This is a genomic window from Streptomyces bathyalis (genome assembly GCF_015910445.1).
Taxonomy (GTDB): Bacteria; Actinomycetota; Actinomycetes; order Streptomycetales; family Streptomycetaceae; genus Streptomyces; species Streptomyces bathyalis.
Map to the genome: position 1 here is coordinate 3,973,937 of NZ_CP048882.1, position 25,531 is coordinate 3,999,467.

Genomic DNA, 25,531 nt, shown 5'->3' on the forward strand with positions numbered 1-25,531 from the left:
CTGACCAAACGAACCTCGTCGGAATCCAGCGCTGAAGAGACCCGGGACGAGTGGCGTTCCCGTGTCTGCTCGGGCTGGCAGACGCTCGGACGAGGCGTACTGATTGCGGGCGATACACATGAATCCGGTGTGATACCTCTCACGGTTCACGCTCGTCTCGGAAGGGGCTGAAACCGCTGATCCTCTCTCACCTGGGCGTTCCCAGACAGACGTGCCGAGGAGCCGGCCATGCGCCCGATAAGGGGTGGTTACACTCCCCGACCATGTGTGAAGACCGGAACGGAAGCCTCCAGAAAAGGTTCACCCACCAGCCACGTCTCCGCCTGTCCGGCTGGCGTGAGGCAGAGGTTCCCGACTTGCCGGATGTTGTTTCCTTCTGCCCACCCGTCGTTGCCGCGGCTCCGGTGAGAACCACGGCGCCCGACCGGAGATGCGTCGAACTGACCGTGCCCCACGCCTCCTCTGTTATGAGGGGACGCATCGGCCGATGAGGGGCAAGCACGCGCTATCCCGTGACCCACGTGGCCACTGGCTGCTGCTGATAGTCCTTCTACCCGCGGTGTTCGCAGCTCTGCTCTTCGAAGGCTGGACCGCTCACGAGGTCGATGCCGCGAAGAGGAAGCGCAACTGCACAGAGCCCGTGCAGAAGGAGGTAGCTGAGGGCGGTCCTGTGCTGAGCCGAAACGGCGCCAAGTTCGAGTCCGCCGCGATGCCGGCCCGCAAGGTCGCGCTCACCTTCGACGGCGGGCCCGATCCCGTGTGGACTCCGCGCCTGCTCGATCTGCTGCGCAAGCACCAAGCGCACGCCACGTTCTTCCTCTACGGTGCGCAGGCGGCCCAACACCCGGACCTGGTAAGGCGGATCCGCGAGGAGGGTCATGAGATCGGCTCCAACACCTACACAGGCGCCGCTTTGGGCTCGGCCTCGAGCGTCCGCTTCCAACTGGAGCTGTCGCTCACGCAGTCGGCTCTGGCGGGCACGGCGGGCATCCACACCAGTCTGCTCCGGCCGCCGCAGACCACCACGGTGGACACGTTGTGCGGAGCCGAGTGGAAGGCGGCGAGGCGCGCTGCCACGGAGGGCTACACCCTGGTCGCCGGCGACAAGTCGTCCCGGAAGCCATCGCGGGGTGTGATCCAGCAGTACAGCCAGACGGACGCCGGATATGAGAAGGCGAAGAGGCTTCTCAACAACCGCAAGATCGATGAATTCACCACGGTCACCGAAGGTGTGGGGCTTCAGCCGGCCGAGACTCGTGTCTCCGTCCTTCAACGATGGCCGGGTACGGCCCTGATCTGGGGAAAGAGCGTCGGCCACGCAATCGCGAGTGGAATGAACTGGCTCCTCGTGACAGCCGGCAGCCTCGGGGTGTTGCGACTGCTGACGCTGGCCTTCTTCGCCCGCGCTCATGTCCGGCGTCTGGAGAGGTTCCGCCCGGGATCGCCCTGGCTGCGGCAGGTCAACGAGCCGGTGACGGTTCTCGTACCCGCGTACAACGAAGAGGCGGGCATCGAGTCCACCGTCCGGTCGCTCCTTGCCTCCACGCACCGGGAGTTGCAGGTCATCGTGATCGACGACGGATCGACGGACTCGACGGCGGACATCGCCACATGGATCGACGACCCCCGGGTGCGGGTGGTCCGGCAGCCCAACTCCGGCAAGGCCGCGGCGCTCAACACCGGTCTGGCGCATGCGATGTGCGACATCGTGATCATGGTCGACGCGGACACCGTCTTCGAGCCGGACGCCATTCACCGCCTCATCCAGCCGCTCGCGCATCCTGCGGTCGGCGCGGTGAGCGGCAACACGAAAGTGGGCAACCGGCGTCGGCTGCTGGGCAGATGGCAGCACCTGGAGTACGTCTGCGGCTTCAATCTGGACCGGCGGATGTTCGAGGTGCTGGAGTGCATGCCGACGGTTCCCGGAGCGATCGGAGCGTTCCGCCGGGACGCGCTGATGGGCGTCGGAGGTGTCAGCGAGGACACCCTCGCCGAGGACACCGACCTCACCATGGCCCTGTGGCAGGCGGGCTGGCGGGTGGTCTACGAGGAGTGCGCCATCGCCTGGACCGAAGTCCCCACCTCACTGCGCCAGTTGTGGCGGCAGCGCTACCGCTGGTGCTACGGCACGCTCCAGGCCATGTGGAAGCACCGCCGTACCATCGTCGAAGTGGGCCCCGCCGGGCGCTTCGGCCGCCGCGGGCTGAGCTATCTCGCCTTCTTCCAGGTCGCGCTCCCCCTGCTCGCGCCGATCGTCGATGTCTTCGTGCTGTACGGGATGCTCTTCCGGGGCCCCATTCAAGCGGGCGGTGTGTGGTTCGGCTTCCTCATCGTGCAGTTGGTGACCGCCGGATACGCGCTGCGGCTGGACCGTGAACGGCTGCGGGCGCTGTGGTCGATGCCCTTCCAGCTTTTCGTCTATCGGCAGTTGATGTACCTCGTAGTCATCCAGTCCGTGGTCGCCCTGCTGCTCGGCACCCGGCTGAAGTGGCACCGCATGCATCGCTCGGGCACGGCCGACCAGCACCGCTCCGGCGCGGTCGTCACGCCGCTCGGGCAGCCGACTGCGTACGAGTACAAGAGCCTGTCATCGAGGTGACCGAGGGCGGCGCGTCATGTGGAGCACCCGCACATCCGGCCCTGTGCTGCGCGGGCGCCCCCTGTGCCGGGCGCTACGTCCGGTGTGACCTCACACGTCGCAAATCAGAGATCAGATGCCGGATACCGGAAACCAGCGATTCTTGAGCAATTTTGATGTCTTTTCAGGACTGGTTGGGCATGAACGACCGTGAGCATGGAGGCTGCCGCCCATGAGCGATTGGCTTGACGGACGGCACGACGGGAGCGTGCGCGGCGGAGAGTCGGGCGCGGCGCGCATCATCCCGGGGCAGGTGTGGCGTCGGGCCACGTATCCGGCTGCGGCGCCCGCCATGGCGCCTCCGCAGCCGCCGGGACACATTCGACCGCAGGGCGCCGCCCCGGTCCCGCCTGGCATCCCGCCCCAATTCGACGACTCCTCGGGCGCCGACCGTGGTGCCGACTACCAGCGTGGCCGCAGATCCACGAGGGACCGCCCCAGCAGACGCCGCCGCATTGCGCGGATGATGGCCCTCGTGGTCGCCGTGGTGCTGGCGAGCTCGATCGGCACCTACGTATGGGCCGACACCAGGCTCAATCGGGACGTCGACCTCGGCAAGGTCCCGGACCGCCCTCCGCGAGGCAAGGGCACCAACTACCTCATCGTGGGGTCCGACAGCCGGCAGGGCCTCTCCAGCCAGGCCAAGAAGGATCTGCACACCGGCACGGCCGAGGGCAGCCGTACTGACTCCATGATCCTGCTGCATACCGGTGCCCACGGCACCACGATGACGAGTCTGCCGCGTGACTCGTGGACGACCATCCCGTCGTTCATCCGCCCCGACACCGGCATGCACTACCCACCGACGCGGAACAAGCTGAACGCGGCGTTCTCGTACGGCGGCCCGAGGCTGCTCGTCCGTGCCGTGGAACGGAACACGGGGCTGCGCATCGACCACTACGCGGAGATCGGCTTCGCGGGGTTCGTGGGGATCGTGGACGCGGTCGGAGGCGTGGACATGTGCCTGGAAAGGGACGTCAAGGACAAGAAGTCGGGCGTCGACCTGAAGAAGGGCTGCCAAACCCTCGACGGTGCACAGGCGCTCGCGTTCGTCCGGCAGCGGCACCAGGAGGCCCAGGGCGACTTGGGCCGCAACAGGAACCAGCAGAAGCTGCTGACAGCCCTCGCCCGAAAGGCCGCCTCACCGAGCACCATGCTCGACCCGTCGACGGTCTACTCGGCCCTGGGCTCGGGGCTGGACACCCTCGTCGTGGACAAGGACACCGACCCGTCAAACCTCACCTTGCTGTTCCGGGCGCTGCAGGCCGTAACGGCCGGCAACGGCAAGCGCGTCAACATCCCCGTGGCCGACCGCGACTTCACCACCTCCAAGGGCAGCGCGGTGCTGTGGGAGAGGGCACAGTCGAGGAAGCTCTTCACCCAGCTGAGGAACGACCAGCCGGTGACCTTCAAGGCAGAGCGTTAGTGCTCTGGTGCTCGACCCTCGGGTGGAATGGCGCAAGGCTCGGAGGTGGTGCGAAGTGCCTGAATCGGCCCGGACAACACAAGGGCCCAGCTTGGGGATCATGTCCCTGAGCTGGGCCTTTTTCGTTGGAGCGGGTGACGGGAATCGAACCCGCGCTCTGAGCTTGGGAATCACCAATGGTTGGGCTCAGCAGGTGGTGTGCTGAGCTGCGTGCATGACTCCTGGTGCACCACTGGAACAGGCCGCGTTGTGACCGGTGTTGACCGGGCGTCTCCGCCCGTTCTGGCACGCATCTGGCACAAGCGGCGGCTGGGGGCGGGCTGCTCAGTCCTCCTCGAGGTCTTCCGGATCGTGGAGCCGTACGGCGATGTCGTCAGCCCACGAAAGTGCCCACCGACGCAGTTCTTCGGTCTCCTCACCGTCGAGGCCGTAGGCGGCGAATTCGCTGTCGTCGATCCAGTCCGCTCCGCCGAGCCGCGCTTGGAGTTCGGAGAGGTCGAAGTCATCGCGAGCATGACGTTGCCCGAGCGCTTCGAGTTCCGTGCGGCTCCAACGATCTGCGGCAGCCCGCACGTCGATGAGGTCCCGTGCCAGCCCGCGGTCGGCCAAAGCGCGGACTTTGGTGCCGACGACGTCATCGAGCGAAAGAACCAATCCGAATTCGGTCGTCACCGGCGGGCGCCAGAAAGCCTCTTTGAGGAGGTCTACTTCGCACTCTTCGCCGGAGCCGGGGTCGGTGACGATCAGCCGGGCCGAGAGCGGGTCGGCTTCCAAGGCACGTACGCTCCAGCCGCGGCCTTCCAGACCGGTACGTACGGAGGCCGCGATGTCCTCCATACGGTCGGGGTTCTCGGTTGCGACGTCGAGGTCCTGGCTGAGCCGGTCGACCAGGCCGTGGGCCTGGACGGCGTAACCCCCTGTGACCGCGAGCGGATAGGCCTCGCCAACTGCGAGTACATCTGCCAGCAGCCTGCGGTGGAATTCCGTGAGATTCATGCAGCAGTCTGGGTGCTCGGCCTGAGTTCGGCGAAGGCGCTCTCCCAGACCTCACGGATGTCGCGGCTGATCAGAGTGCGCAGAACGGGCCACATGCTGATGAGCAGATCCCTATTCAGATACCGGACCAGATCCTCACGCATGCCCTCGGCCAGGACGATCCGGTAGCAGCTCATCCGCAGGCGGGGCTGGTCGAGATCGAACTCAGTGAGACCGGACCACGCCAGGTGGAGGGGCAGGCTGACACTGCCGTGCGCCGGGCCATCGAGCTCGGAGAGGTCGGCAGGTCGACGCCGCGCGAACCGGTCGCGACGGATCTCGGAGATGCTGGGCGTGGATGCCATGTTTCTATCATCGCGCAGCACTGAAACGGTTTGCGATCCCTGCAGTGGATAAGCAGCCAGAGTGATGGCTCAGGACAGAGCAGCTGCCACCTGAAGGCGGGCCAGCGGCATGAGGGGCAGCAGGCCCGCACAACAAACAAGCCCCAGACCTCTGGCCTGGGGCTTTGCGCTGGAGCGGGTGACGGGAATCGAACCCGCGCTCTGAGCTTGGAACCACCGTGCCGCTGGAGCCAGATCGAGGGCTGACCTGCGCTCATGAAGGCTGTGTGCGGCCTGGTACTGGCCCACGCGCGACCGGAGTTGACCGTGGCAGTCCGGCCGTTCTGGCACGCATTTGGCACGGTCGCTCAGGTGGCTCTACAGGTCGTCAGGCAGAAGCCGGAAAGCGTGATCGCCGGTGAGAGGGGTGACGGCTCTGAAGTCCCGGCGGTCGAGGGTCAGGATGATCTCAGTGTCGTACGCCTCGGCCAGAACGACGTTCACCGCATCGGTCAGATCGAGCCGCAGGGCCGCGTAGTGGTTCTGGACCTTACGGGCCTTGCGAAGTGTGCCGGCGGACAACTCGGGAATGGCAAAGCGTCCGGTTCGCTCTTGTCCCAGCACCCAGTCGTTCACCGCGTACGCGGCCTTGCGGTCGACGTTGCGCGTGGTGATGTGTTCGATCTCCAAAATCACCAACGGCGATACCACGATGAGTGCTGCCTGACGCATGGCGGTCCGAGCGGCTCCGTGGTCAGGATCCGAGGTGTTCAGTGCGGCCACCAGGCCGGAGGTGTCCCCGACGACGATCACTCGGTGTCCGCCACGCCGTCCGAGACCGCTCGGTCGATCTCCTCGGCAGTGACCGGTCCGCCGAAGTCCATGCTCGGGATGTCCCAGTCCTCATCCCAGCGACGGGTGCGCAGGGCCGCGAGGTGGAACGCCTCCCGGAAGTACTCCGACTCCGAGCGCCCCTCCCGAGCAGCCGCCTCCTTGATCAGCGCGAGGTCTTCTTCGTCGACCATGACGGTCGTCTTCTTCAAAGCCATATGGTTATGGTACCTCAGCCATAACAGCGTAATCTCAGTCGGAAGTCTGAATCGCGTCCTGTCCGTCCCATGTGTCGGCAGGCAGCCTCGAGTCAATCCCTCCGACGAGGGCGGGCGTGCGTGGCTCCTAGGGGCAGTGATGGCGTATGTACCGATCCTGAAAGGCAAACGAGGCGAATTCACCGCGCTCGGGCAGATGGAGCCCGGTGTGCAGGCCGAAGTTCATCCGATCATGGAAGTCGTCCATGACGAGCGACTGCGGGATGTCATGGAGACCTTCCGCAAGAACGCCTGGGGCCAGCTGCCGCAAGGGCTGGATATCGCCGTGGACTGTGGCGGCCTATGGCATCACGGTGTGGTCGGCGGCGTCTGGACTGGACGCCCGATGCACTGGCTCAGCGAGGCGTTCGGAGCCTGGCTCCTCGCCCTGATCCCGGTCTTCCGACCGTATGACCCGCCCGGAGCGCTGACCGAGGTGCGTGACGTTCAGCGCGCTCACAGGCGTGGAGCGGTGCTCCGCGTCGATGTCTTCCTTGTTCCGGTCGGGTCTCCCACGGTGTCGCGTGAGGTGCGCACCGCCTTGCGTGCCGTGCATCTGGCCCCTGAGCAGGTGGACTTGGTGCTGGATGCCGGTCACGTGTCCGGGGATACCGCGGTGACTGACGCGCTCCCGCCGATGCTGGACGCGTTGCGATGGGCGCGGCAGGCCACGTGGCGCAACGTGGTTTTGGCTGCAGGTGCCTTTCCCAAGACTCTTCGGAAGCTGGTGCGAGGAATTCCCAACCGGGTGCACCGGTGGGACGCTGCGTTGTGGCGCAAGGTGGTGAACTCTACGGACGGCATGCCACCGCACTTCGGCGATTACGGCGTAACGCATCCGGTCGCGCCGCGACGTGGCCGTGGCAGCATCCCCAACATTCGGTACACGGCCGGCGAGGACTGGCAGGTCTACGTCGCCCCTCAGACGCTTCCGGGTAACGATGACTTCTTTGTGATCGCGCGGGAACTTCTGCGCTCGGAGTACTGGCCTGTCCGCGGGGAGGCTACTTCGTGGGGAGACGCGGAATTGGCCATGTGCGCACGGGGGCAGCGGGCGAAGGCCGGTGGCGGAGCGGAGTGGCGTGCCTGGGCCACTTCCCACCACTTGGCGGTTACCGCGGAGGCCCTGCGAACGACGGGCCAGCCGTGACCTTTTGTCCTCAAGGCCGGGCTCATCTACCAGCACTCCGATGACGAGCGGCAGACGGAGGTGGCAGCGGGGCTTGACCGGATGGTGCGAGCCGAGCGAGAGAAGCACAGAGGCAAGCCGGAAGATCCATCCATGGTGCGGAGGTGGTGCAAGGTGCCTGAATCGGTCTGGACAACACAAGGGCCCAGCTTGGGGATCATTTCCCTGAGCTGGGCCTTTTTCTTTGGAGCGGGTGACGGGAATCGAACCCGCGCTCTGAGCTTGGGAATCACGGAGCGGTCGTCGGCTGACAAGTGGGCTGAGCTGCGAACAGCACCCGTCGTGACCGGTGTTGACCAGACTTCTCTGTCAGTGCTGGCGCGCTTCTGGCATGGGGGTCGCCTATGGAGATGAGTGGATGGAGTACATCGCCTGTGGCGCTGTTGGTTAGCTCAGCCCTCCCCGTGCCCTGCTGCGCTCCCTCCGGGGGACGCACCATTGCCCCTGTTACTGTCCGGGCCGGTGGCGCTCGCTGAGGGCTCCTGAGCGCCTGAATCACTGGTATTGCTGCTCAGTTCCTGCTGGAACTGCCGCCATGCACGGAGGAGTTGCGGCAGCCGCGACAGCGCTCCAGTGATCTGGGCTAGCAGGAGTTCGATGACTCCGAAGAAGCCCAGGATGAAGAGGAGAATCCCATCCCAGGGCATCAGTGGCTCACGCCATTCAATGGTAGGGCCGTTACGCGCTGCTCTGATAGCGACTGAGGACGTGGAGCAAATCGAGCGGGTACGCGGACAGCGATACGACGGTGAGCCTCGTAGGCATGCGGGCTGGCCAGCAGTCGGGCGCCACTCTCGGCAGACCGGCGGGGGAAGCGGAGTTGTAGCACGCCGGCCCGTCCGAGTTGAGACCGTCCGTTGAAGGAGCACTGACTTGAGTAACTTGTCTCGCAGCTGCAGTACGAGTCTGTCCAGTCGAGCCTGAGTCCCAAGACCTCATCGTTGATGAGATGGAGCAATGTCTCGTGATGAGAGGGCATGCGCACAGCCAGCGGCTGATACTGCGTCTCCACAATCCATTGCATGCCTGCGTCGGCGGGGTTTGTCCAAGCCGTTGTGTACAGGGGGACACCCATGGTTCGAAGAAGCCCGATGCGCCTGAGCAGACCGCTGGCCAGCCAAGCCGTACTGCCGAACGAAAGGCGGTGTGTAGCTCTATTGTTAGGGTGTCCGGTGAAGGCGAGTTCGGCGGCGGTCCACCTGCGAGGCTCCTCCTGACTGCACAGCTGGAGACCTTCACGACCCATTTCCTCGTCCGTTTCAGCCAGAACGCTGCGCCACCGGTTCGGATGGATGCCGGTGATGTGGATGGTCGCGTCCGTGTCGAGGAGGGACAGAACGAGCCCGCGTCGGTTCGCCTCGGTGATACGGCACCCTGGGATGCCGTAGACATCGCTGGTGGCGCGGTCATACCGGGGAATGAGGGTGGTGGCCAGCTCTGAGGCCATGTTGTCACCCTCGACTGCGATCGTGAGGCCATCAGGCAGCGGATGGACGTACCTGATGCCCCATGGGTGGATGGGGCTGTTCGACGGCCAGCAGATCTGTCGGACAACCCATTGCTCCAACCACTGCTGCTTGGGGTTGGCTTCTGGAATGAGATGGTCGGCGCTACATGAACTTACGACCTGGTGGGCGCCCTCAAGAGGCATGCCTGTGAAGAGTGAGAAGGCCTTGGCGTCGCGAGCCTGACTCGTCTGCCGCATGGAGGATCTCTTTCGGCCACAACGTCGCCCCGACCATGACGCGTGGCGGTTGAGTGGGAGTCCCGCATGCGTGATTCGGCTCTAGCAACGGTGTCAGTTCGACTGTCTTCTGCGCCCTCCTGCGCTCCATCCGGTCGGGGAGAGCGCGGCGCACGGCATCCGCAAGACCTCGCTACGCAGGATACGACAAGCAGGCCGGGCTCGCGCAACTGTGTTCACTCTACGTCGAGTCGGCGATTCCCGGCTGAAGGCGGCGCTCCGGAGATGGAGGAGCGAGCTCGCGCGTTCCTCGAGTGCTGGCTGTCTAGGGGCTCCAGTCTGAGCACTCTCACTCGCTTTGGAGTTGAAGGGTCAGACTCAGGCGTCGGCCGTGCGGGCTTCCACGTTCCGAAGCCTCGACGCGCTTCGAAAACGACGCTACGGGCACGAGCGGGCACGAGGCCGACAGGAGGCGTCAGTGCACCACGGACAACAAACAAGCCCCGGGCCTCTGGCCTGGGGCTTTGTGCTGGAGCGGGTGACGGGAATCGAACCCGCGCTCTGAGCTTGGGAATCACCGTACCTGGGGCCGCAGTTGGGCTGCTGGCCAGCGAAACCGCGGCCCATAACTGTCCGGGAGCGGCGTTCAACGAGCCGCAGCTGACCGTGGTTTACCGCCCCTACGGGCACGCCACGGGCACGTGATCCGCTCGTTGCGAACCATGGGCACGACGGTCGCTGAGGTCTCCGCGGCTGGCGAGCTCCCACCCTAGAGCTATCACTGTCCGGCTGCGGTCGCCGTGGTTGCTGTACTTGGCTGCTGTACAGCGCATTACATGATCACCGCTTCAGGAGTTCGACCGTTCCGCAACGTGGCAAGCGAAACGTGCAGTTGGCGGCCACTCATCGATCTTGCTTCGACTGCCGCAGTCTAGGAACGTCGCCCCCGTCGATGTCAGTTGGTGATGTCAGCACGAGTGGCGGCGTTGAGCGGACCGGACGCCGTGTCGCCTTCGAGTAGACAAATTCTGTCGCCTTGTGGTAGACAGTGCTGGTGCGAAAAGGCGCGTTGATGCAGGAGTTGCGGCGTATCGCCGCAAGCAAGAACGCGGATCTCGGACTCGCAAGGCAGGGAGGTCGACATGAGATTTACACACTCAGGGGTGTGTCTCTGCCCGTCCCGCGACACCGGGATATCGCCGAAGGTACCGCCAAGGAGTTGATCAAGGCGGCGGAAGGAGCGTGATCGATAGGGGGTCGAGGCCTCGTCGGCCCCCTCCCGATCATGTCCTACCAGAAACTTCGGCGAACGCACAGCACAAAGGAAAGGAGAGGGAGGTGAAAGGAGAGGTGACGGAGAATAATATCTACCACGCGATTGCAACCCGCGAAGACGCTCATTGGGTAGTTGCGATTAATGACCTACCCGAAGGTCTGGTCGGAGTTACCCAGGGACGTACTTGGAGTGAGGCGAGGAAGATGGCTGCCGATGTGGTGGCCTTGTTGCTGGAGATTCCCGAGGAGTCGTTCGAGGTTGTGATGCGGCCATCCGATCCTGAGATGGCTGACGCTATCATCACGGCCGAGAAGGCCAAGGAAGAAGCTGAATTGGCCAACAAGGCCGCTGTAGAGGCTATGGCAGCTGCTGCGCGAACCCTAACTAGAAAAGCTACTGTTAGGGATGCGGGCTCGATGCTAGGTGTCTCGCATCAGTACATTGCCAAACTAGCTCCAAGAGGGAGTTGAACCGACTAAGCGTCTAGCGCGTATTGTGCCCCCGGTGGACCGAACCTGCCGGGGGCACAGTTCTGTAATTTGTTCGCCCAATCAGAAACAATGTACGGCTTGACATCGAAGTACCCGAAATAATGGTTTCAGAAAAAAAGACCCATCCTGGGTGCAATCTTTGTACCCTGAGAGGAGAGTAAACTGCCTCTGTAGATACAGCGGGACCGGACCATGTGGCGGTTACAAACTGTTGCCAGGGCGTACGGTTATCTGATGTCAATGGGATGAGCGCCGGAGTCTCCCCACACCTCTGCGAAACGGACGCCAAGTTCAGTCAGGTGCCAAGTGTCTGTTGGCCCCTCGGAGTTCTCTTCTCCGGACTTATCCATTGTGATATATCCATCCGCTTCCAGGAAGCGCAAACATTCGTGCTCACTGCTTGGGTGAATAAAGTGAGTTCCCCCGTTCTTTGCGAACACCCACAGCCAGACCAATTCGGCGTGCGTGTAACGGTCGTTATTCCAGGCGAGTCGCGCCTTAATTAGACGCACCTCCTGTTCTGAGAATCCTCCAGTGTCATACTGCCGGTGGTGGTTGGGGCACAGGAAGATGAGATTTCCGAAGACATTTTCCCCTCCTGCTCTCATGGGTGTGATATGCGCCAACTCGATAGTTGTACTCTGGCAGTTAGAAACGGGGCACTTACCTCCAACTTCCAGCCTGAGATCTTGCTTTAGGCGGGTCGCGATAACGCGGCCACCCCGGGGGGTTGCAGTTTTTCTAGAGTTTGAAATGGGGGCAGATGAGTGGGGTGTCTTTGTTGTTTCCTCGCTCGCGTGGTGACCATCTCCAGGGCGGGGGGGTGCGAGGTCAATTGGAGGCTCGCTTACCAGGGGAAGCCATAGCTCATGGAATGTCTGGGCAAGTTTCCTGGGATCTGGTCTGGTCACGTCCAGACTAGCCAATACGAGGACGAGAGCTTCGAGCTTGCTCCATCGCGGGGTCGACTTGCCTGAAAGGATATTCGAAACACCTTGGTGAGAAACTATGTCGCAGTTATCACCTAAATGAATTGTAGCGTTGCTGATTGATTTGATGCCGGGAAATCCGGCTCTTTTGTAAATCTCGTGGAGCTTGAGGAGTAGATATCGATGCGCGCCTGGAGGTAAAGCCTGCTCGTTTGGGATTTGAATCATTTGCAACTTCGAGATTCTGGAGTTGTTTGGCGGATGAAGTGCCCTGACTTGGCTTGGGGTCAAGACTCCACCCTTCCTGTCAGGGTCAAGTATGGCCAATCTAGCGTGCCGGTGTCCACGTCAAATTGGGTCAACTTTCGTCAATGACTGCCTAGTTGCGGACGTCTGCTTGAGACGGAGGGGAGCGTGGTGATCAGTCAAGGTGACTCTGTCGATGTGTGGCTGGAGCGTGGAAACATGAAGAGGATCATTCCACTGATCAAGATCATCGTTGGTGCGGTGGTTGGGGGTGTCGCGCGGGCCTTCGTCCAAGAGGAACTCGACTCGCACCAGTAATTGCCGAGGTCGGTGGAGCGGCTTTGGGCTGGAGCTGGCTTGGGGCGAGAGATCAGGGGCTCGTAAGCTTCCCGCGACTCGGGCAGCACCTCGCCTGCCCGCAATAGCCCGAAGTGAGCCCCTGATCTTCGAGGCTCGCCCCAAGGTGGCTGCCTAAAGCCGTGGAGCCGACCGGCCCCGCCGGCGAGTTCCTTCTTCTGGGTCGCGTCCGCGCGCGGTACGGCGGCCGGGCCGGAGCGGGGCGGAGACAGGAGCGTCGGCCCGGCGGCAAGCCGGGCCGCGCGGCGAGCGGAGCGAGCACTTGAAGTAGTAGAGAAAGTTGTTACTCACCGCTGCGGCTGGTGGTCGTCGGTTCCGGCACATGTTTGACGCCTCGATCCCAGGACATGGCTGGCAGGAGACGGCGAACGAGGGTCTCGCGGCGGTTAGTTCATCGCCGGAAGCAGGCGGGATCGGCCAGGTAGCGGTCCAGGTCTGGATCCTCGTGCACTTCCCTGAATCCGTCGGTGATCTGCCATCTGGGTCCAAGCTCGCCGCGCAGACGGGCGAGGGCGCTGTGGGCCGCGATGTTGAACCGACCACACTCGTCCTCGCGCCACGGCCCCGGATCGGGTGGGTACTCCCAGTTCAGCGAAGTGTCGAACCAAGCGATAAGCCGCGCCAACTCCTCGCGGAGCGCTGAGCTGATTGGAAGCCGGTTCAGATTCGTCGGATTGCCCCATGCCTGCTGACCCTGCGGATCGTCGATCCACAGCACGCCACCGGAGCCCGGATCGAAGAAGAAGCGCGCGGTCGGCACGGTCAGCAGCGTGGACGAGAGCAGGCTCAACCGTCAACAATCAGGTGGGACCTGACCGTTCAGAGGTGGGACTAGACAGCTGCGGCTGGTGAGTTGGGCTGTCGAGTGCATCTGTGTGCATGCGGGCAGCGTTCTGCCTTGGCGGTGTGCCAGCGGTAGGAAGGTGACCGGTCGGGCGGTCCAAGTGATCTGCGTGGTGCGGTGCTTGAGCGTGAGGTCTTGGGGCTCGCCTTTGCGGAGTGCTTCGAGGGCCTGCGGCTGCTTCTGGTTCTTCCAGTGCTGCGCCTGGCGGTAGGGCTCCTCGTCCAGCGCCATGGCGATCGTCATGAGGCTGATGCGGATCCAACGCACGGCCTGTTCCGGGCTGGTGGCGTCGAAGGAGCCGAGCTTGCCGCCGTTGACGAGGCATTCGCACCAGTAGCCCTGCTTCAGCGGGACGTTGGGCCTCCTAGAGCCAGCTGAGAGTTCGGCGGTGACGATGTGGCCGTGCTTGTCGTCGCCGTTGATGTCGAGGCGTTGAGCGAGCGTGGAGACCAGGGCCAGGCCGCGGCCGTGGGTGTCGTTCTCGTCGGGGTGCTCGACGTGTGGCGTGGTGCGGGTGCCGCCGGCGTCGGTGACGGAGATCAGGACGGTCTCCGGTGTGCGGGAGATCGTGAGGTTGAAGGCTTCGCCTTGGTTGCCGCTGGCGCTGTGGAGTAAGGCGTTTGTGCCCAGCTCGGTGACGATCAGGGCTGCGTCGTCCGCGCGGTTGCTGTCGCTCAGGATGTCGCGAGTCCATCGGCGTGCGCGGCCGACCTCTTCCAAGTAACCGGGGCAGGTGAGTTCCCAGATTCGCAGAGTGCTCATATACTCATGCATACAAGTTCCTTTGTGCTGGTGGCCGCTATGGACAGTGGATTAGAGCTAGACGAGTTTGATGCCGTCGTGCGCGCGCACGGGCGGCGGGGATGCAGCGTCGAGCGCGTCCAGGACGCGAACTGCGTATGCCTCGTCGGCCAGTTCGGAGACCTCTTCGCGGGTCGTCCAGCGAAGCGCGTAAGTCTCGTCCCCGGTCGTCGGGGCACCGTCGACCGCTTCGCAGCGGAAGACGAGCGAGACGATCAGGCCGGACATGTTCTTGTAGACGCCTGTGAGGGTCGCGGGAGTCGCGATCTTGATGCCGGTCTCTTCGAGGACTTCGCGCTGAAGCGCATCCGGGATGGTCTCCCCCGGCTCCAGTACGCCGCCGGGCGGCTCCCACTGGCCGTTGTCCCTGCGCTGGATCAGGAGAGCCCGGCCGCGGTCGTCGACGATGACTCCGGCGACGCTCACGGAGTGGGGGCGCTCTGCAGTACTCACGCTTTCCGGCTTCCCTCGGCTGGCTAGGCTCTCCACCGTAACAACGACACTCGACCTCTCGTCTAGATATCTGAAGGAGTACAGGATGGCGTCCATTCCTCCCGGCGTGCTCGGTGCACTGGATCCGACCAGTGATCGCGCGGCCTTCCGGCAGATCGCCGACCAGCTCCGCGAAGCGATCGACAAGGGACGGTTCAAGGAAGGCGCCAAGCTGCCCTCCGAGTCGGAGCTTGTCGAGCACTACGGCAAGACCCGCATGACGGTGCGGAATGCGTTGGGCATCTTGCAGGGCGAGGGGCTCACCGTGCATGAGCACGGTCGGGGTGTCTTCGTCCGTCCGCGACCGCCGGTGAAGCGGCTGGCGTCCGACCGTTTCGCCCGGCGTCACCGCGATCAGGGCAAGGCCGCCTTCGTGGTGGAGGCAGAAGCCGCGGGGAGTCGCCCCGAGGTGGACAGCTTGGAAGTGCGGGAAGAGCGCTCCACACCCGACATCTCCGCCCGGCTCGGCTCGGCCCGCAAGGTCCTCGCCCGCCGGCGCCGCTACCTGCTGGACGGGAAGCCGGTCGAGACGGCCGTCTCGTACCTGCCGCTCGACATCGCTCGCAATACGCCGATCGCCGAACCGAACCCTGGCCCCGGTGGCATCTACGCCCGGCTTGAGGAACTGGGCCACGAGCTCGACCACTTCGAGGAAGAGGTACGGGCTCGGATGCCGGCACCGGATGAGGTGAAGACGCTGCGGCTGGCTTCCGGTGTGCCGGTGATCCACCTGGTGCGGACCGCGTACGACACCGATGGCCGTGCCGTGGAGGTCTGCGACACCGTCATGTCCGCTGACGCCTACGTCCTCGCCTACCAACTCCCTGCCAGCTGATGGACGTTGGCGCCGGTGTGATGCAAGGAGGCATCGTTCTCTCGGGACTTGTACACACCCAGAGGCATACTCGTATAGACGAGTGGGCAAGTGTTGTGGCACAGTGGTCCGCGTTCCAATCGAACCGGTGCTGTCACGGCGCATCTTGTCTAGACGACTAGTTGTGACGGGTTCCGGGTGACTGAAGGAGAAGAGAGAACCTTGAAGACCATCCGAGTTGAGACCGAGAACGCCACGATCCTGCTGACCGAGGTGCCTGAGCCGAAGGTGCGGGATCGGCAGACCGGTGAGATCGCCAAGGACGCCGTCAGCGGCGAGGCACTGATGAAGATCGGCGTCGTCTACATCGACGAGGGGGAGTCCTCGCTCCTCCACGTGACCGTGCCCGAGAGCGGTGTCTCCGAGGGGCTGACGCTCGGGGCTCCGGTTTCACTGCCTGGCCTGATCGCCCGGCCGTGGGAGTCGGTGTTCAACGGGCAGCAGCGCCACGGGATCGCCTTCCGCGCGGCGGCAGTTGCTCCGGGTGCTGTTCCGGCCGGTGTGGGGGCCTGACCTGATGTCGGAACTGATGACGCTGATGGAGGTGGGTGGTCCTCTCGCCGCTGCTGGTGGCGGGGCCGCCTACCTCCGGGCCCGGCACCCGGCCGCGTACTGGTCCACTGTCGGCCTCCCCGTTTCGGTGGCACGGCTGTTGGGCTCGTACGGGTCGGTCATGGACTCCTGCGGGCTGACGGTTCCCCCGTCACGGCTGCGGGTGTTCGCCACGCGGGCGACGACTCGTCGCGAGGTGCGGCCGGTGCCTCCTCGTCGGGGCCTGATACGGCCGACGTCGACCGGGATGCGGCTGCGGTTGCGGCTTGCTCCGGGTCAGGAGCCGGCGGACGTGGCGGCTTCGGCTGAACGTCTGCGGCATTCCTGGGGTGTTCACGCCGTCCACGTGGACGAGGTGAAGCCCGGTGTGGTCGAGCTGCGGCTGGTGGGCTTCGACGTGTTGGACCAGGTGCGGATGCCGCGTAAGGCCGGTGGCGGCTTCCTGCGGGTGCCGGTGGCTCTGCGGGAGGACGCGACGGCATTCGTGCGGGACTACCGCGCGATACCCCACCAGCTCACCCTCGGCGCGACGCTGTCGGGGAAGTCGATGTACCTGCGGAACCTCGTTACGGGGCTCGCCGGTCAGCGGGTCGCGCTCGCCGGGATCGACTGCAAGCGCGGTGTGGAACTCGCCCCGTTCGCACCGCGGTTGTCAGCCTTGGCGTCCGAGCCGGGGGAGGCGGCGGAGTTGTTGCCGGTGCTGGTGCGGTTGATGGAGGAGCGCTACGACCTCATCAAGGCCCGGCAGGGCATCGCCCCGAACACGCCGGATGAAGAGATCACCTCGGACGTATGGGGGCTGCCCGAGCATCAACGGCCAGTGCCGGTAGTGCTGTTCGTCGACGAGGTCGCCGAACTCTTCCTCGTCGCGACACGGAAGGACGAGGAGAGGCGGGACGAGATGGTCACCCAGCTCATCCGCCTCGCCCAACTCGGCCGCGCCGCCGGCATCTACCTGGAAGTGTGCGGACAGCGCTTCGGAGCCGAACTGGGCAAGGGCGCCACCATGCTCCGTGCCCAGCTCTCCGGCCGCGTCTGCCACCGAGTCAACGACGAGCCCTCCGCCAAGATGGCGCTCGGCGACATCGCCCCCGAAGCGGTCGAGGCAGCCTGCGCCATCGCCCCGGAACGGCCCGGCCTGGCCGTCGCCGGTGATACCTCCGGCGGCTGGTCCCGCATCCGCACGCCGTACGTGTCGCTGGCCGACGCTGCCGCCGTCTGCCAGCAAGCCGCCCACATGGTGCCGGACGTGCCCGCGCTGGACCCGTTCCGGGCTGCTCCTCTGGTCCCGCCCGTTGACCGGCCGGTCTCGCTGGTGAAGCCCCGCCCGGTCCTGGACTGACCCACACCCACAACCCCGGTTGGCGTGACCGCCTCGCGCCACGTCCCTACCCCTTCCATGCCTGAAACAGAAAGGAGGTACCTCGTGCGCGCTCAACTGCCACGCGTCGACGCCGTACTGATCCAAGCCGTCATCGCCGCCGCGCTGTCCTTCGCGCATCTGCACGACCTGGCCTCGGCCGCCGGACAGGACGGCTGGAAGGCGTGGGCCTACCCGGTCTCCGTCGACCTGCTGTTGGTCGCTGCCTGGCGGCGGCTGAGGTCCGGACGGGACAAGGCGGCAGGCTGGTGCTGGTTCCTGGTCGCCCTGGCCGCGTCGCTCGGCGCGAACATCTCCACCGCCGGCCTCCTCGACCTGCACGACGTACCCGCCTGGCTCCGCATCCTCGTCGCCGGATGGCCCGCACTGGCCTTCCTCGGCGGAACGCTGCTGGCGCACGGATCGAACGAGCCTGCTGCGGCGGAGAGTTCACAGCCGGTCGTGAGCGTAGAGCAGGAGCACAGCGCTCCTCCCGCCGAGCCGGTGGCTGAGGAGCCTGTGCCTTCGCTCGCGAAGCCCGAGAGCACTGCGCCGCAGGTTCCGGCTGCGCTCGTCGCGCACGCACGCAAGGTCGCCGATGCCCATCAGGCCCGTACCGGCTCACGCATCGACACAGCCACACTCCGCGCCCGCCTCGGCGTCCCCACGCCGCTCGCCGAACAGATCTCCGCCCAACTCACCTGACCAGACAGGAGAACTCGCCGTGCCCTTAAACCGCCGCTTCCGCCGCATGACCCGTGTCGGCCCCGTCCAGGTCGGCACCGCTTACGACAACCGTGGCCGGGAGAAGCACACCGCCGCCTGTACCGCCCCGCGCTGCGGCTTCTCCGCCGACTACGACTCCCGCGCCGCTGCCGAACTCGCCGCCCGCACACACCGCTGCCCCGTCCGCTGAAAGGAGCCCGCTCGCAATGACCGTCAGCCTGCCCCTGGTCGTTGTCCTCGGCCTCATCGCCTGGGGCGCCGTGAAGTTCCTCGGCGTCCGCATATGGCTCGTCGTCGTGATCGCCCTCTTCGGCTTCTACCTCGCCGACACCTTCCTCGCCCCCGCCATCGACTCCGGCACCCGCAACGGAGTCCAGGTAATCAACGGCACCCACGACTGAAAGAGAACCCACCATGCTCTTCCGCCCTCAGCTGCCCGACGCCCCGCAGCTTCCAGCGCAGTCCGGGACGCCCGTCGCCCCGGCCTCGGTCATTACGCATCACGCGTCGACCCCGGTCGCGCCGGCTCCCCGTCAGTCTCTGCCGTCCGTCAGTACTGGCGCCATTGGCCTCGTGCTCCTGGGCGGCGTCGTCCTCACTGCGCTGCTGACCGCCGTCGCCGTTTCGGCCATATCTGTGGCGGTCGCTGCCGTCGTCCTGCGCTCGCTCCTGAACTCACAGCACCGCCGCTGAGCGGCTACCGGGGCGGTCTCGATACCGCCAAGCATCCACCGCCCCGGCAGCCCGATCCCTTCCGACCGAAGCCGAAAAGGAGAAGACCATCATCACCCGCCACAGCCCGACTCCACTCCAGGAACTCGGGACGCTCGCCTCAACCGGGGACCTACCCGGTATCCTCCGCCAGCTCTCCACGCTCGGCGGCTGCACTCACCCCGTACGCCTCGCCGGGCAGCGGACCGAACACCGCGTCAACACCGCCACGGGTGAGATCGGCGCCGAGCTCCACCGCCTCAACTCCCAGGGCCTGCCCGCCGGTCAGCTCCTGGTGCGGTGCGGAAACCGTCGTACGACTCGCTGTGCGGCCTGTGCGGAGACCTACCGCCGCGACACCTTCCACCTGATCACCGCCGGACTCCGCGGCGGTAAAGGCACACCCGAAACGGTCACCTCGCATCCGCGAGTCTTCGCCACGTTCACCGCCCCGAGCTTCGGCCAGGTCCACAACCGGCCCACCGGGCCCGAAGGTTCAGTACGTCCCTGCCGCTGCGGCAAACGCCACGACCAGGACGACGACGCTCTGGGCACGCCACTCGACCCCGACTCCTACGACTACGAAGCCGCAGTTCTCTGGAACGCGCACGCCGGGATGCTCTGGCGGCGCTTCACCATCTACCTGCGCCGCGAGGTCGCCAAGCGGGCCGGCCTGACGCAGCGCGCCTTCCGGCACTTCGCACGGGTCTCCTTCGCCAAGGTCGCCGAGTACCAGAAGCGCGGAGCCGTCCACTTCCACGCCGTCATCCGTCTCGATGGCCCAACCGGCGGCGACAGTTCACCTCCGGCCTGGGCGACTGCCGAGCTGCTGACCGACGCCATCGAGGCTGCTGCCGGGAAGGTCAGGGTGGCCGGCTCCGTCGTCGACGGCCGCGCGCACTCCTTCACCTTCGGCCGCCAGCTCGACGTACGCACCATCCACGGCCCCGACTTCGACAACGGCCAAGAACTCACCGACCGCGCCGTGGCCGCGTACATCGCCAAGTACGCCACCAAGGGAGCCGAGACGGCCACGGGCACCCTCGACCGTCGCCTGAAGTTCGTCGCGGAGCTGGCCCAGCTCGATATCACCCCGCATGCCGAGCGGATGATCCGCACCGCCTGGGCCCTCGGAGCGCGTAAGGACCTGGCTCACCTGCGGCTGAGGGCCTGGGCTCACATGCTCGGCTTCCGCGGCCACTTCTCCACCAAGACCCGGCGCTACTCGACCACCCTCGGCGCACTCCGCAACGCCCGAGCCGAATGGCGCCGACTCCAAGCTGCCATCGCACGCGGTGAGAACCATCCACAGCCCGTGGACAACGGCAGCGCCCGGGAGGACACGGCCCTCGTCCTCGCGCACTGGTCGTTCGTCGGCACTGGACTCAGCCCCGCCGAGGAATGGCTATCTGCCTCACTCGGCGAACTTGCCATGCCAGTCCACCCCAGCACGGAAGGGAGGGCTGCGCGATGACGGAGCGATACCTCAGCGTCGACCAGGTCGCCGAACTCCTCGGCACAACAGCCCGGTTCCCGCGCCGTCTGATAGCTGAGCGCCGCATCACTTTCGTCAAGGTTGGCCGTCACGTACGCATCCCGGAGAGTGCCCTCGCCGCGTACATCGAGGAGCGAACCGTTCAGCCGATGCGCCCGCGTCGCCGATACGGGAGGGCTGCCTGATGGCGAAGAAGCGGCGCACGTTCGGCCGCGTCCGCAAGCTACCGTCCGGTCGTTTCCAAGCCCGGTATCCCGGTCCTGATGGCATTGACCGCCCGGCACCGGAGACGTTCACGTCGAGACGCGAGGCTGATGACTGGCTGGCTGAGAAGCAGACCGAGGTACGGCGCGGAGAGTGGCAGGATCCGGAGGCCGGGGCGGTCAACTTCGAGAAGTACGCGGTCCAGTGGGTAGGGGAGCGTGCCCTGTCGCCCACGACTGAGGAGCTGTACCGGCGACTGCTTCGGCTGCACGTCCTTCCGACCTTCGGCGGCCTCGACCTGGACGAGATCACCTCTCCGCGCGTCCGGACGTGGCGTACAGAACTGCTGAAGAGCACGGGAGCCACGACTGTCGCCAAGGCGTACAGGCTGCTGAAGACGATCATGGGCACGGCTGCGGATGACGAGTTGATCCGTCGCAACCCGTGTCGTATCCGGGGTGCGGGCAAGGAATCCGCCGGCGAACGGCCCGTTGCCACTGTCGACCAGGTCGACGCACTCGCCGACGCCATAGGTCCGCGCTGGCGCCTCATGGTCTACATCGCCGCGTACGGTCCGGCCCGTCCCGAGGAGCAAGCCGAGATGCGGCGCTCAGAGGTCGACCTCGACGCGGTCGGGATCTGGGTTCGGCGGGCCGCTCCAGAGCTGACCACAGGACGGCGTGCGGTCGGCGACACGAAGTCCGAGGCGGGGAAGCGGTTCATCGTGCTGCCTGGCTTCCTCCGCAAGGAGCTGACGCGGCACCTCGACTGGTATGCGGAGAAGGACCCAAACGGATTGCTGTTCGTCGGCGAGAAGGGTGCCCCTTTCCGGCGAAGCTCGTTCGGGCGGAAGTGGCGTAAGGCGCGTGAGAAAGTCGGCATGCCCGAGGGATTTCGGTTCTACGATCTTCGTCACACTGGACACACCCTGTCGACGCAGAGCGGGGCCACGCTCAAGGACACGATGGTCCGGGCAGGCCAGTCCTCGGAGAAGGCAGCACTGATCTATCAGCACTCGACGCTTGAGCGTCAGCGTGAGGTCGCCGCCGGCATCGAGGCCCGTGTGCTGGCCGACCGGCAGGCCGCCGAGCAGCGCCGGAAAGCCGAGAACGACGACGGTACGGGCACGCAGTGGGCACGAGACCGATAGCAAGGCATGAGACAGTCCGCACAACAAACAAGCCCCGGGCCGCTGGCCTGGGGCTTTGTGCTGGAGCGGGTGACGGGAATCGAACCCGCGCTCTGAGCTTGGGAAGCTCATGTTCTACCATTAAACTACACCCGCGAGGAGCCGTGCGATCATCGGCTTCAACGCCGGACACTCTACCGCATCACCGACCCCCGCCGCACAGGCCGAGGGGTCTTTTTGCTGCTCCGGGACGGGGTGGGGGCCGTCGGGGCAAGGGAGTTGGGGCGTAGCGTGGGTGGAGGGGAGCCGCCCGGAGGGCTGCCAGTTTGATCCCCTAATGTGGCTTTCGTCGACCACGTACTTGGGGAGAGGAGAGCGATGGAGGCCACCGTCGTTCAGTGTGCCGAGGGGCATGTGTTCAGTACCTCGCAGTTCCCGATGCAGAACCTCCGCAGCGGGCGCATCGGTCCGGGGCGGTTGCTGCGGTGCCCGCGGTGTGCGCGCCTGCGGCAGGCGGTGCCGGTGCCGGGCGCCCCGTCGGTGCCGCGTCGCCGCGAGCGGTAGCCGTACGGCGAGAGCCCGGGCGCGGGGCCTGGAGGAGCGGCGCAGACAATTTCGGGCAGTGCGAGCGGTTCGCCCGCCGCATGAGGTCGGGGCCGGTGCGATTGGGCCGGCCCCTTGCCGTGCGCGTAGTCTCTGGCCGTGCTTCTCTCTGACAAGGACATCCGGGCGGAGATCGAATCGAGCCGGGTGCGGATCGATCCGTACGATCCCGCGATGGTGCAGCCCTCCAGCATCGACGTCCGACTGGACCGCTATTTCCGGGTGTTCGAGAATCACCGGTACCCACACATCGACCCCGCCGTCGAACAGCCCGATCTGACACGGCTGATCGAGGCCGAGGGGGACGATCCCTTCATTCTCCACCCGGGCGAGTTCGTCCTCGCGTCGTCGTACGAAGTGGTCACGCTGCCGGACGACATCGCCTCCCGTCTCGAGGGGAAGAGTTCGCTGGGACGGCTCGGGCTGCTGACGCATTCGACCGCGGGTTTCATCGATCCGGGCTTCTCGGGTCACGTGACCCTGGAGCTGTCCAACGTGGCGACGCTGCCCATCAAGTTGTGGCCGGGGATGAAGATCGGGCAGCTGTGCATGTTCCGGCTGACGTCGCCCGCGGAGCACCCGTACGGCTCGGCCCGGCACGGTTCGCGCTACCAGGGCCAGCGGGGGCCGACGCCCTCGCGTTCGTACTTGAACTTCCACCGGACGCAGGTCTGATCCGGTCCGATCGACAGGGGAGGCACCGGAGCGTGAGCGGCGAGGAGCGGGAGAACCTGACGTATCCGCTGTTCGGTGAGGCGGTGCGGGAGTTGGCGCAGGCCGTGGCCGACGACGGGTACGAGCCGGACATCATTCTGTCGATCGCGCGTGGTGGTCTCTTCGTCGCCGGCGGGCTGGGCTACGCGCTGGACGTGAAGAACCTGCATGTGACGAACGTGGAGTTCTACACGGGTGTCGGCCAGACCCTGGACATGCCCGTCATGCTGCCTCCGGTGCCCAACGTCGTGGATCTGAGCGAGAAGAAGGTGCTCATCGCGGACGATGTCGCGGACACGGGCCGGACGTTGAAGCTGGTGCAGGAGTTCTGCGCGGAGCACGTCGCGGAGGTGCGGAGCGCGGTGATCTACGAGAAGTCGCAGTCCGAGGTGAAGTGCGAGTACGTGTGGCGGCGTACGGATCAGTGGATCAACTTCCCCTGGAGTGTGGAGCCTCCGGTACACAGGTCCGGAGAGGCGCCCAAGGAGAACAGGGAAGCGCTCTGAACCGTCGCCTGGGTCACTCCCGGGAGCCGTGCCAGGCCGGGCGGGCTATGCCCGTGGCGACGAGGATCTGCTGACCGGTCTCCGTGTTGCCGATGTGCGTGGCCATGGTCATCGCGGCATGCGCCTCGTCGACCGTCGCGTCGGGGGAGATCGCCAGGAGCGAGAAGTTGTCGAGGGTGCCCCGGGTGATGATGATCGTGTCGTCCCCGAGGGGGAACCAGTCGATCTCTATGAGCCGGCCCTCGACGAAGAGGGGTTCCCCGAGCCCGTCCCAGGCGTCGGCGTCCAGGCCGACGCGGTCGACGGGTCCGAGATGCTCGCTCAGCACGCTCACCAGTCCAGGCAGCTCCGCGTGGATGTTCCGCGAGTGCGGCCACCAGGCCCCGTCGAAGAGCCCGTCATGGGAGGGCTCCGACTTCAGCCGCAGCGCCAACAGGCCTGGTTCGACGGGGAGATGGAGCGCGCTCAGCGCGGAGAGGTCCACGAGCGGCATGTTCGGCTCCGTGTCGGCACTGCCCGCGACATGGATGCCTGGTGCGCCCGGGGCGTCGGATATGCGCGGTGCCATGCCCGGGGTGCTCGGTTCGACCCTCATGGTGTCCGCCCCTCTGTCGCCCGGAGAGAGATCTGACCGGAGCCGGCAGCCGGACCCCGTTGGATCCGACGGTCGCCTCAATGGGCGTTTTCTCCCATTTTTCCAAGGCTACTACCGGCGGATCAGGGCTTCAGTGCGTCGCCCGTAGCCCTTCTACCTGCGAAGACGTCGGGTCCAGGCCTCGAGCGGCGGGCGGTCGGGCGACGGCGTGATCTTCCCGAGGCTCTCCCAGCCCCATGAGCCGAGCGCGTCGCGGGCGGGCGCGTCCTCCTGGTCGATCAGCGTGACGGCGAGGCCGATGCTCGACGGGGACAGCAGGTGGTCCTGGAGGCGCGTCGCGATGCCGCGGCGGCGGAAGGAGGGCAGCACCATCAGCTCGGTCATCACGAACACGCGGCCGGCCGCCGTGATTTCGGCCATCTCCTCGGGCAGCCGGCAGTGGAGTCCGTGCCACCACTGGTGGCTGCGTTCGGCGCGGTAACCGTAGACGCTGCCGACGAGTGCGCCGCCCGCGCTCGCGATCACCAGCTCGAAGCCGGCGAGCTGGACGTGCTCGCCGAGGCGGCGCAGATACTCCTGCCGGTCGTGGAAGGCTTCGCCGGCCGTGCCCCGGTACGCCTCGACGTACAGGTCGGCCACCGCATCCCGCTCCCGGTCCGCCTGCCACCGGCTGAGCCGCCGGAGGAACACCTCTGCCATCTCTCCGCCCCCTCCCCGCCTCGGCCACCCCCGTCTTGTGACCGACCTCGACCGGCATTGACCGGCCGTGACCGATCCCCCACAAGGAGAAGCTGAAAATACTGAGAATACTTCGTTTCCGGGGAATTCGGCTGGCTCGTTCCCGGTGTGAAGTGTCCGCCCTCAGCGGTGAGTTGCGGCCGCGGTACGTGCGACGTGGGACGCGAGGGGTTCTCGTACGGGCACGGGCGCTGTGTTTCGCAGGGGAAATGGGCACCCGGCGCTCTGGAGAGGTATCCGCGCAGGCATGCCACGCACCCGCGCGAGCCGCATGAGAGGAGCGACCATGCTGGACATCCTCGTCACCGTCGGCGTCATCCTCGTGCTGATCGCGCTGGCAGCTCTGCTGCTGCACCTGATCAACACGCACCACGAGCAGCGCATCGCCGCCACCCACTACGAGCGCTTCCACCCGGGCGACCCGCCGCCCACCGCGACGGACAGGGGAGAGGAAACAGCCCGCGGCGAGGGGCCTGAGCAGCGGGACCGTGAGGGGCCGGAGAGGGGGCCGTGAGGGGCCGGAGAGGGGCGGCGGCGGGCCGCC

General features: G+C 65.8%; 29 protein-coding genes and 1 tRNA gene. 19 read left to right on the forward strand and 11 right to left on the reverse strand.

Features of this window, described 5'->3' with window-relative positions:
- Window positions 1–487: 487 nt before the first annotated feature.
- Both G4Z16_RS17300 and G4Z16_RS17305 read left to right on the forward strand, forming a co-directional pair.
- A complete protein-coding gene (locus tag G4Z16_RS17300) occupies window positions 488–2,599 on the forward strand; it encodes a glycosyltransferase (RefSeq protein WP_197351668.1) in 2,112 nt (703 codons plus the stop codon).
- Between the two features lie 211 nt (window positions 2,600–2,810).
- Complete coding sequence (locus G4Z16_RS17305) at window positions 2,811–4,064, forward strand: LCP family protein (protein ID WP_197351669.1); 1,254 nt, start codon at window positions 2,811–2,813, stop codon at window positions 4,062–4,064.
- A gap of 324 nt (window positions 4,065–4,388) precedes the next feature.
- On the opposite strand, the gene G4Z16_RS17310 is transcribed toward G4Z16_RS17305, so the two are convergent.
- From G4Z16_RS17310 to G4Z16_RS17325, 4 genes are all read right to left on the reverse strand, one after another.
- Window positions 4,389–5,060 (reverse strand): nucleotidyl transferase AbiEii/AbiGii toxin family protein, encoded by a 672-nt coding sequence (locus G4Z16_RS17310; protein WP_197351670.1) that lies wholly within the window; start codon window positions 5,058–5,060, stop codon window positions 4,389–4,391.
- Complete coding sequence (locus G4Z16_RS17315) at window positions 5,057–5,404, reverse strand: transcriptional regulator (protein ID WP_197351671.1); 348 nt, start codon at window positions 5,402–5,404, stop codon at window positions 5,057–5,059. Before G4Z16_RS17315 ends, G4Z16_RS17310 begins: the two co-directional genes overlap by 4 nt.
- Before the next feature lie 357 nt (window positions 5,405–5,761).
- On the reverse strand, window positions 5,762–6,196 hold the full coding sequence (locus tag G4Z16_RS17320; protein WP_197351672.1) for a PIN domain-containing protein: 435 nt from the start codon (window positions 6,194–6,196) through the stop codon (window positions 5,762–5,764).
- Window positions 6,193–6,432 carry a ribbon-helix-helix protein, CopG family gene (locus G4Z16_RS17325; protein WP_197351673.1) on the reverse strand — a complete coding sequence of 80 codons (240 nt, stop codon included), beginning with the start codon at window positions 6,430–6,432 and terminating at the stop codon, window positions 6,193–6,195. The genes G4Z16_RS17320 and G4Z16_RS17325 overlap by 4 nt, the downstream gene beginning before the upstream one ends.
- A 139-nt stretch (window positions 6,433–6,571) precedes the next feature.
- On the opposite strand from G4Z16_RS17325, the gene G4Z16_RS17330 reads away from it, so the two are divergent.
- From G4Z16_RS17330 to G4Z16_RS17335, 3 genes are all read left to right on the forward strand, one after another.
- On the forward strand, window positions 6,572–7,621 hold the full coding sequence (locus G4Z16_RS17330; RefSeq protein ID WP_197351674.1) for a beta family protein: 1,050 nt from the start codon (window positions 6,572–6,574) through the stop codon (window positions 7,619–7,621).
- 2,795 nt (window positions 7,622–10,416) lie between these two features.
- The gene (locus G4Z16_RS33290) at window positions 10,417–10,590 is read left to right on the forward strand and encodes a type II toxin-antitoxin system HicA family toxin (RefSeq protein ID WP_425508089.1); all 174 of its coding nucleotides are present in this window, start codon (window positions 10,417–10,419) and stop codon (window positions 10,588–10,590) included.
- 92 nt (window positions 10,591–10,682) lie between these two features.
- Window positions 10,683–11,090 (forward strand): type II toxin-antitoxin system HicB family antitoxin, encoded by a 408-nt coding sequence (locus G4Z16_RS17335; protein WP_197351675.1) that lies wholly within the window; start codon window positions 10,683–10,685, stop codon window positions 11,088–11,090.
- A gap of 248 nt (window positions 11,091–11,338) precedes the next feature.
- Here the strand turns inward: G4Z16_RS17335 and G4Z16_RS33295 are convergent, their stop codons facing one another.
- The 4 genes from G4Z16_RS33295 to G4Z16_RS17350 form a co-directional block, all read right to left on the reverse strand.
- Window positions 11,339–12,268, reverse strand: a complete 930-nt coding sequence (locus G4Z16_RS33295) for an HNH endonuclease signature motif containing protein (protein WP_425508090.1) — start codon at window positions 12,266–12,268, stop codon at window positions 11,339–11,341.
- A 766-nt stretch (window positions 12,269–13,034) separates the two neighbouring features.
- On the reverse strand, window positions 13,035–13,433 hold the full coding sequence (locus G4Z16_RS17340; RefSeq protein ID WP_246530909.1) for a hypothetical protein: 399 nt from the start codon (window positions 13,431–13,433) through the stop codon (window positions 13,035–13,037).
- A 3-nt stretch (window positions 13,434–13,436) separates the two neighbouring features.
- A complete protein-coding gene (locus G4Z16_RS33085) occupies window positions 13,437–14,249 on the reverse strand; it encodes an ATP-binding protein (RefSeq protein ID WP_343070845.1) in 813 nt (270 codons plus the stop codon).
- Window positions 14,250–14,306: 57 nt separating this feature from the next.
- Window positions 14,307–14,714 (reverse strand): NUDIX hydrolase, encoded by a 408-nt coding sequence (locus tag G4Z16_RS17350; protein WP_197354707.1) that lies wholly within the window; start codon window positions 14,712–14,714, stop codon window positions 14,307–14,309.
- A gap of 112 nt (window positions 14,715–14,826) precedes the next feature.
- Here G4Z16_RS17350 and G4Z16_RS17355 point away from each other — a divergent pair, with 112 nt between their 5' ends.
- The 10 genes from G4Z16_RS17355 (at window position 14,827) to G4Z16_RS17395 (ending at window position 21,852) form a co-directional block, all read left to right on the forward strand.
- Window positions 14,827–15,615, forward strand: coding sequence for a GntR family transcriptional regulator (locus tag G4Z16_RS17355; protein ID WP_197351677.1), 789 nt, complete (start codon window positions 14,827–14,829; stop codon window positions 15,613–15,615).
- Between the two features lie 201 nt (window positions 15,616–15,816).
- Window positions 15,817–16,167: an SCO3933 family regulatory protein gene (locus G4Z16_RS17360; RefSeq protein ID WP_197351678.1), complete on the forward strand. Its 351-nt coding sequence runs from the start codon at window positions 15,817–15,819 to the stop codon at window positions 16,165–16,167.
- A 4-nt stretch (window positions 16,168–16,171) separates the two neighbouring features.
- Window positions 16,172–17,548 (forward strand): FtsK/SpoIIIE domain-containing protein, encoded by a 1,377-nt coding sequence (locus G4Z16_RS17365; protein WP_197351679.1) that lies wholly within the window; start codon window positions 16,172–16,174, stop codon window positions 17,546–17,548.
- Between the two features lie 84 nt (window positions 17,549–17,632).
- Window positions 17,633–18,271, forward strand: coding sequence for a DUF2637 domain-containing protein (locus G4Z16_RS17370; RefSeq protein ID WP_197351680.1), 639 nt, complete (start codon window positions 17,633–17,635; stop codon window positions 18,269–18,271).
- 19 nt (window positions 18,272–18,290) lie between these two features.
- Window positions 18,291–18,482, forward strand: a complete 192-nt coding sequence (locus tag G4Z16_RS17375; protein ID WP_197351681.1) for a mobile element transfer protein — start codon at window positions 18,291–18,293, stop codon at window positions 18,480–18,482.
- A gap of 16 nt (window positions 18,483–18,498) precedes the next feature.
- The gene (locus tag G4Z16_RS17380) at window positions 18,499–18,693 is read left to right on the forward strand and encodes a hypothetical protein (protein ID WP_045863798.1); all 195 of its coding nucleotides are present in this window, start codon (window positions 18,499–18,501) and stop codon (window positions 18,691–18,693) included.
- 13 nt (window positions 18,694–18,706) lie between these two features.
- Window positions 18,707–18,985 (forward strand): SpdD protein, encoded by a 279-nt coding sequence (locus tag G4Z16_RS32565; RefSeq protein ID WP_246530910.1) that lies wholly within the window; start codon window positions 18,707–18,709, stop codon window positions 18,983–18,985.
- Between the two features lie 91 nt (window positions 18,986–19,076).
- A complete protein-coding gene (locus tag G4Z16_RS17385; RefSeq protein ID WP_197354708.1) occupies window positions 19,077–20,477 on the forward strand; it encodes a replication initiator in 1,401 nt (466 codons plus the stop codon).
- On the forward strand, window positions 20,474–20,683 hold the full coding sequence (locus G4Z16_RS17390) for an excisionase family DNA-binding protein (RefSeq protein ID WP_197351682.1): 210 nt from the start codon (window positions 20,474–20,476) through the stop codon (window positions 20,681–20,683). The genes G4Z16_RS17385 and G4Z16_RS17390 overlap by 4 nt, the downstream gene beginning before the upstream one ends.
- On the forward strand, window positions 20,683–21,852 hold the full coding sequence (locus tag G4Z16_RS17395) for a tyrosine-type recombinase/integrase (protein WP_197351683.1): 1,170 nt from the start codon (window positions 20,683–20,685) through the stop codon (window positions 21,850–21,852). Before G4Z16_RS17390 ends, G4Z16_RS17395 begins: the two co-directional genes overlap by 1 nt.
- Before the next feature lie 61 nt (window positions 21,853–21,913).
- Here G4Z16_RS17395 and G4Z16_RS17400 read toward each other — a convergent pair.
- Window positions 21,914–21,987: transfer RNA gene (locus G4Z16_RS17400), tRNA-Gly, on the reverse strand.
- Between the two features lie 222 nt (window positions 21,988–22,209).
- Here G4Z16_RS17400 and G4Z16_RS32570 point away from each other — a divergent pair.
- The 3 genes from G4Z16_RS32570 to G4Z16_RS17410 all read left to right on the forward strand — a co-directional run bounded on the left by G4Z16_RS32570 (window position 22,210) and on the right by G4Z16_RS17410 (window position 23,654).
- Window positions 22,210–22,395, forward strand: coding sequence for a hypothetical protein (locus G4Z16_RS32570; protein WP_246530911.1), 186 nt, complete (start codon window positions 22,210–22,212; stop codon window positions 22,393–22,395).
- A gap of 138 nt (window positions 22,396–22,533) precedes the next feature.
- Window positions 22,534–23,109, forward strand: a complete 576-nt coding sequence (dcd, locus tag G4Z16_RS17405) for a dCTP deaminase (RefSeq protein WP_197351684.1) — start codon at window positions 22,534–22,536, stop codon at window positions 23,107–23,109.
- Window positions 23,110–23,141: 32 nt separating this feature from the next.
- The gene (locus G4Z16_RS17410; protein WP_197351685.1) at window positions 23,142–23,654 is read left to right on the forward strand and encodes a phosphoribosyltransferase; all 513 of its coding nucleotides are present in this window, start codon (window positions 23,142–23,144) and stop codon (window positions 23,652–23,654) included.
- A gap of 13 nt (window positions 23,655–23,667) precedes the next feature.
- Here the strand turns inward: G4Z16_RS17410 and G4Z16_RS17415 are convergent, their stop codons facing one another.
- Together G4Z16_RS17415 and G4Z16_RS17420 are read right to left on the reverse strand one after the other, a co-directional pair.
- Window positions 23,668–24,249, reverse strand: a complete 582-nt coding sequence (locus tag G4Z16_RS17415) for a DUF5994 family protein (protein WP_197351686.1) — start codon at window positions 24,247–24,249, stop codon at window positions 23,668–23,670.
- Window positions 24,250–24,402: 153 nt separating this feature from the next.
- Window positions 24,403–24,948, reverse strand: coding sequence for a GNAT family N-acetyltransferase (locus G4Z16_RS17420; RefSeq protein ID WP_028437511.1), 546 nt, complete (start codon window positions 24,946–24,948; stop codon window positions 24,403–24,405).
- 325 nt (window positions 24,949–25,273) lie between these two features.
- Between G4Z16_RS17420 and G4Z16_RS17425 the strand changes: the two genes are divergently transcribed.
- Entirely contained in the window at window positions 25,274–25,501 is a 228-nt protein-coding gene (locus tag G4Z16_RS17425) for a hypothetical protein (RefSeq protein ID WP_197351687.1), read from the forward strand.
- Window positions 25,502–25,531 lie beyond the last annotated feature (30 nt).

Excerpts from the sequence above, each read along its gene's own strand:
- G4Z16_RS32565 (WP_246530910.1), top strand. The coding sequence starts at position 18,707 with ATGCTCTTCCGCCCTCAGCTGCCCGACGCCCCGCAGCTTCCAGCGCAG.
- G4Z16_RS17415 (WP_197351686.1), bottom strand. The coding sequence starts at position 24,249 with ATGAGGGTCGAACCGAGCACCCCGGGCATGGCACCGCGCATATCCGAC.
- G4Z16_RS17310 (WP_197351670.1), bottom strand. The coding sequence starts at position 5,060 with ATGAATCTCACGGAATTCCACCGCAGGCTGCTGGCAGATGTACTCGCA.
- G4Z16_RS17330 (WP_197351674.1), top strand. The coding sequence starts at position 6,572 with ATGGCGTATGTACCGATCCTGAAAGGCAAACGAGGCGAATTCACCGCG.
- G4Z16_RS17365 (WP_197351679.1), top strand. The coding sequence starts at position 16,172 with ATGTCGGAACTGATGACGCTGATGGAGGTGGGTGGTCCTCTCGCCGCT.
- G4Z16_RS33295 (WP_425508090.1), bottom strand. The coding sequence starts at position 12,268 with ATGATTCAAATCCCAAACGAGCAGGCTTTACCTCCAGGCGCGCATCGA.
- G4Z16_RS17300 (WP_197351668.1), top strand. The coding sequence starts at position 488 with ATGAGGGGCAAGCACGCGCTATCCCGTGACCCACGTGGCCACTGGCTG.
- G4Z16_RS17380 (WP_045863798.1), top strand. The coding sequence starts at position 18,499 with ATGACCGTCAGCCTGCCCCTGGTCGTTGTCCTCGGCCTCATCGCCTGG.
- G4Z16_RS32570 (WP_246530911.1), top strand. The coding sequence starts at position 22,210 with ATGGAGGCCACCGTCGTTCAGTGTGCCGAGGGGCATGTGTTCAGTACC.
- G4Z16_RS17425 (WP_197351687.1), top strand. The coding sequence starts at position 25,274 with ATGCTGGACATCCTCGTCACCGTCGGCGTCATCCTCGTGCTGATCGCG.
- G4Z16_RS17305 (WP_197351669.1), top strand. The coding sequence starts at position 2,811 with ATGAGCGATTGGCTTGACGGACGGCACGACGGGAGCGTGCGCGGCGGA.
- G4Z16_RS17315 (WP_197351671.1), bottom strand. The coding sequence starts at position 5,404 with ATGGCATCCACGCCCAGCATCTCCGAGATCCGTCGCGACCGGTTCGCG.
- G4Z16_RS33085 (WP_343070845.1), bottom strand. The coding sequence starts at position 14,249 with ATGAGCACTCTGCGAATCTGGGAACTCACCTGCCCCGGTTACTTGGAA.
- G4Z16_RS17390 (WP_197351682.1), top strand. The coding sequence starts at position 20,474 with ATGACGGAGCGATACCTCAGCGTCGACCAGGTCGCCGAACTCCTCGGC.
- G4Z16_RS17325 (WP_197351673.1), bottom strand. The coding sequence starts at position 6,432 with ATGGCTTTGAAGAAGACGACCGTCATGGTCGACGAAGAAGACCTCGCG.
- G4Z16_RS17420 (WP_028437511.1), bottom strand. The coding sequence starts at position 24,948 with ATGGCAGAGGTGTTCCTCCGGCGGCTCAGCCGGTGGCAGGCGGACCGG.
- G4Z16_RS17395 (WP_197351683.1), top strand. The coding sequence starts at position 20,683 with ATGGCGAAGAAGCGGCGCACGTTCGGCCGCGTCCGCAAGCTACCGTCC.
- G4Z16_RS33290 (WP_425508089.1), top strand. The coding sequence starts at position 10,417 with ATGCAGGAGTTGCGGCGTATCGCCGCAAGCAAGAACGCGGATCTCGGA.
- G4Z16_RS17355 (WP_197351677.1), top strand. The coding sequence starts at position 14,827 with ATGGCGTCCATTCCTCCCGGCGTGCTCGGTGCACTGGATCCGACCAGT.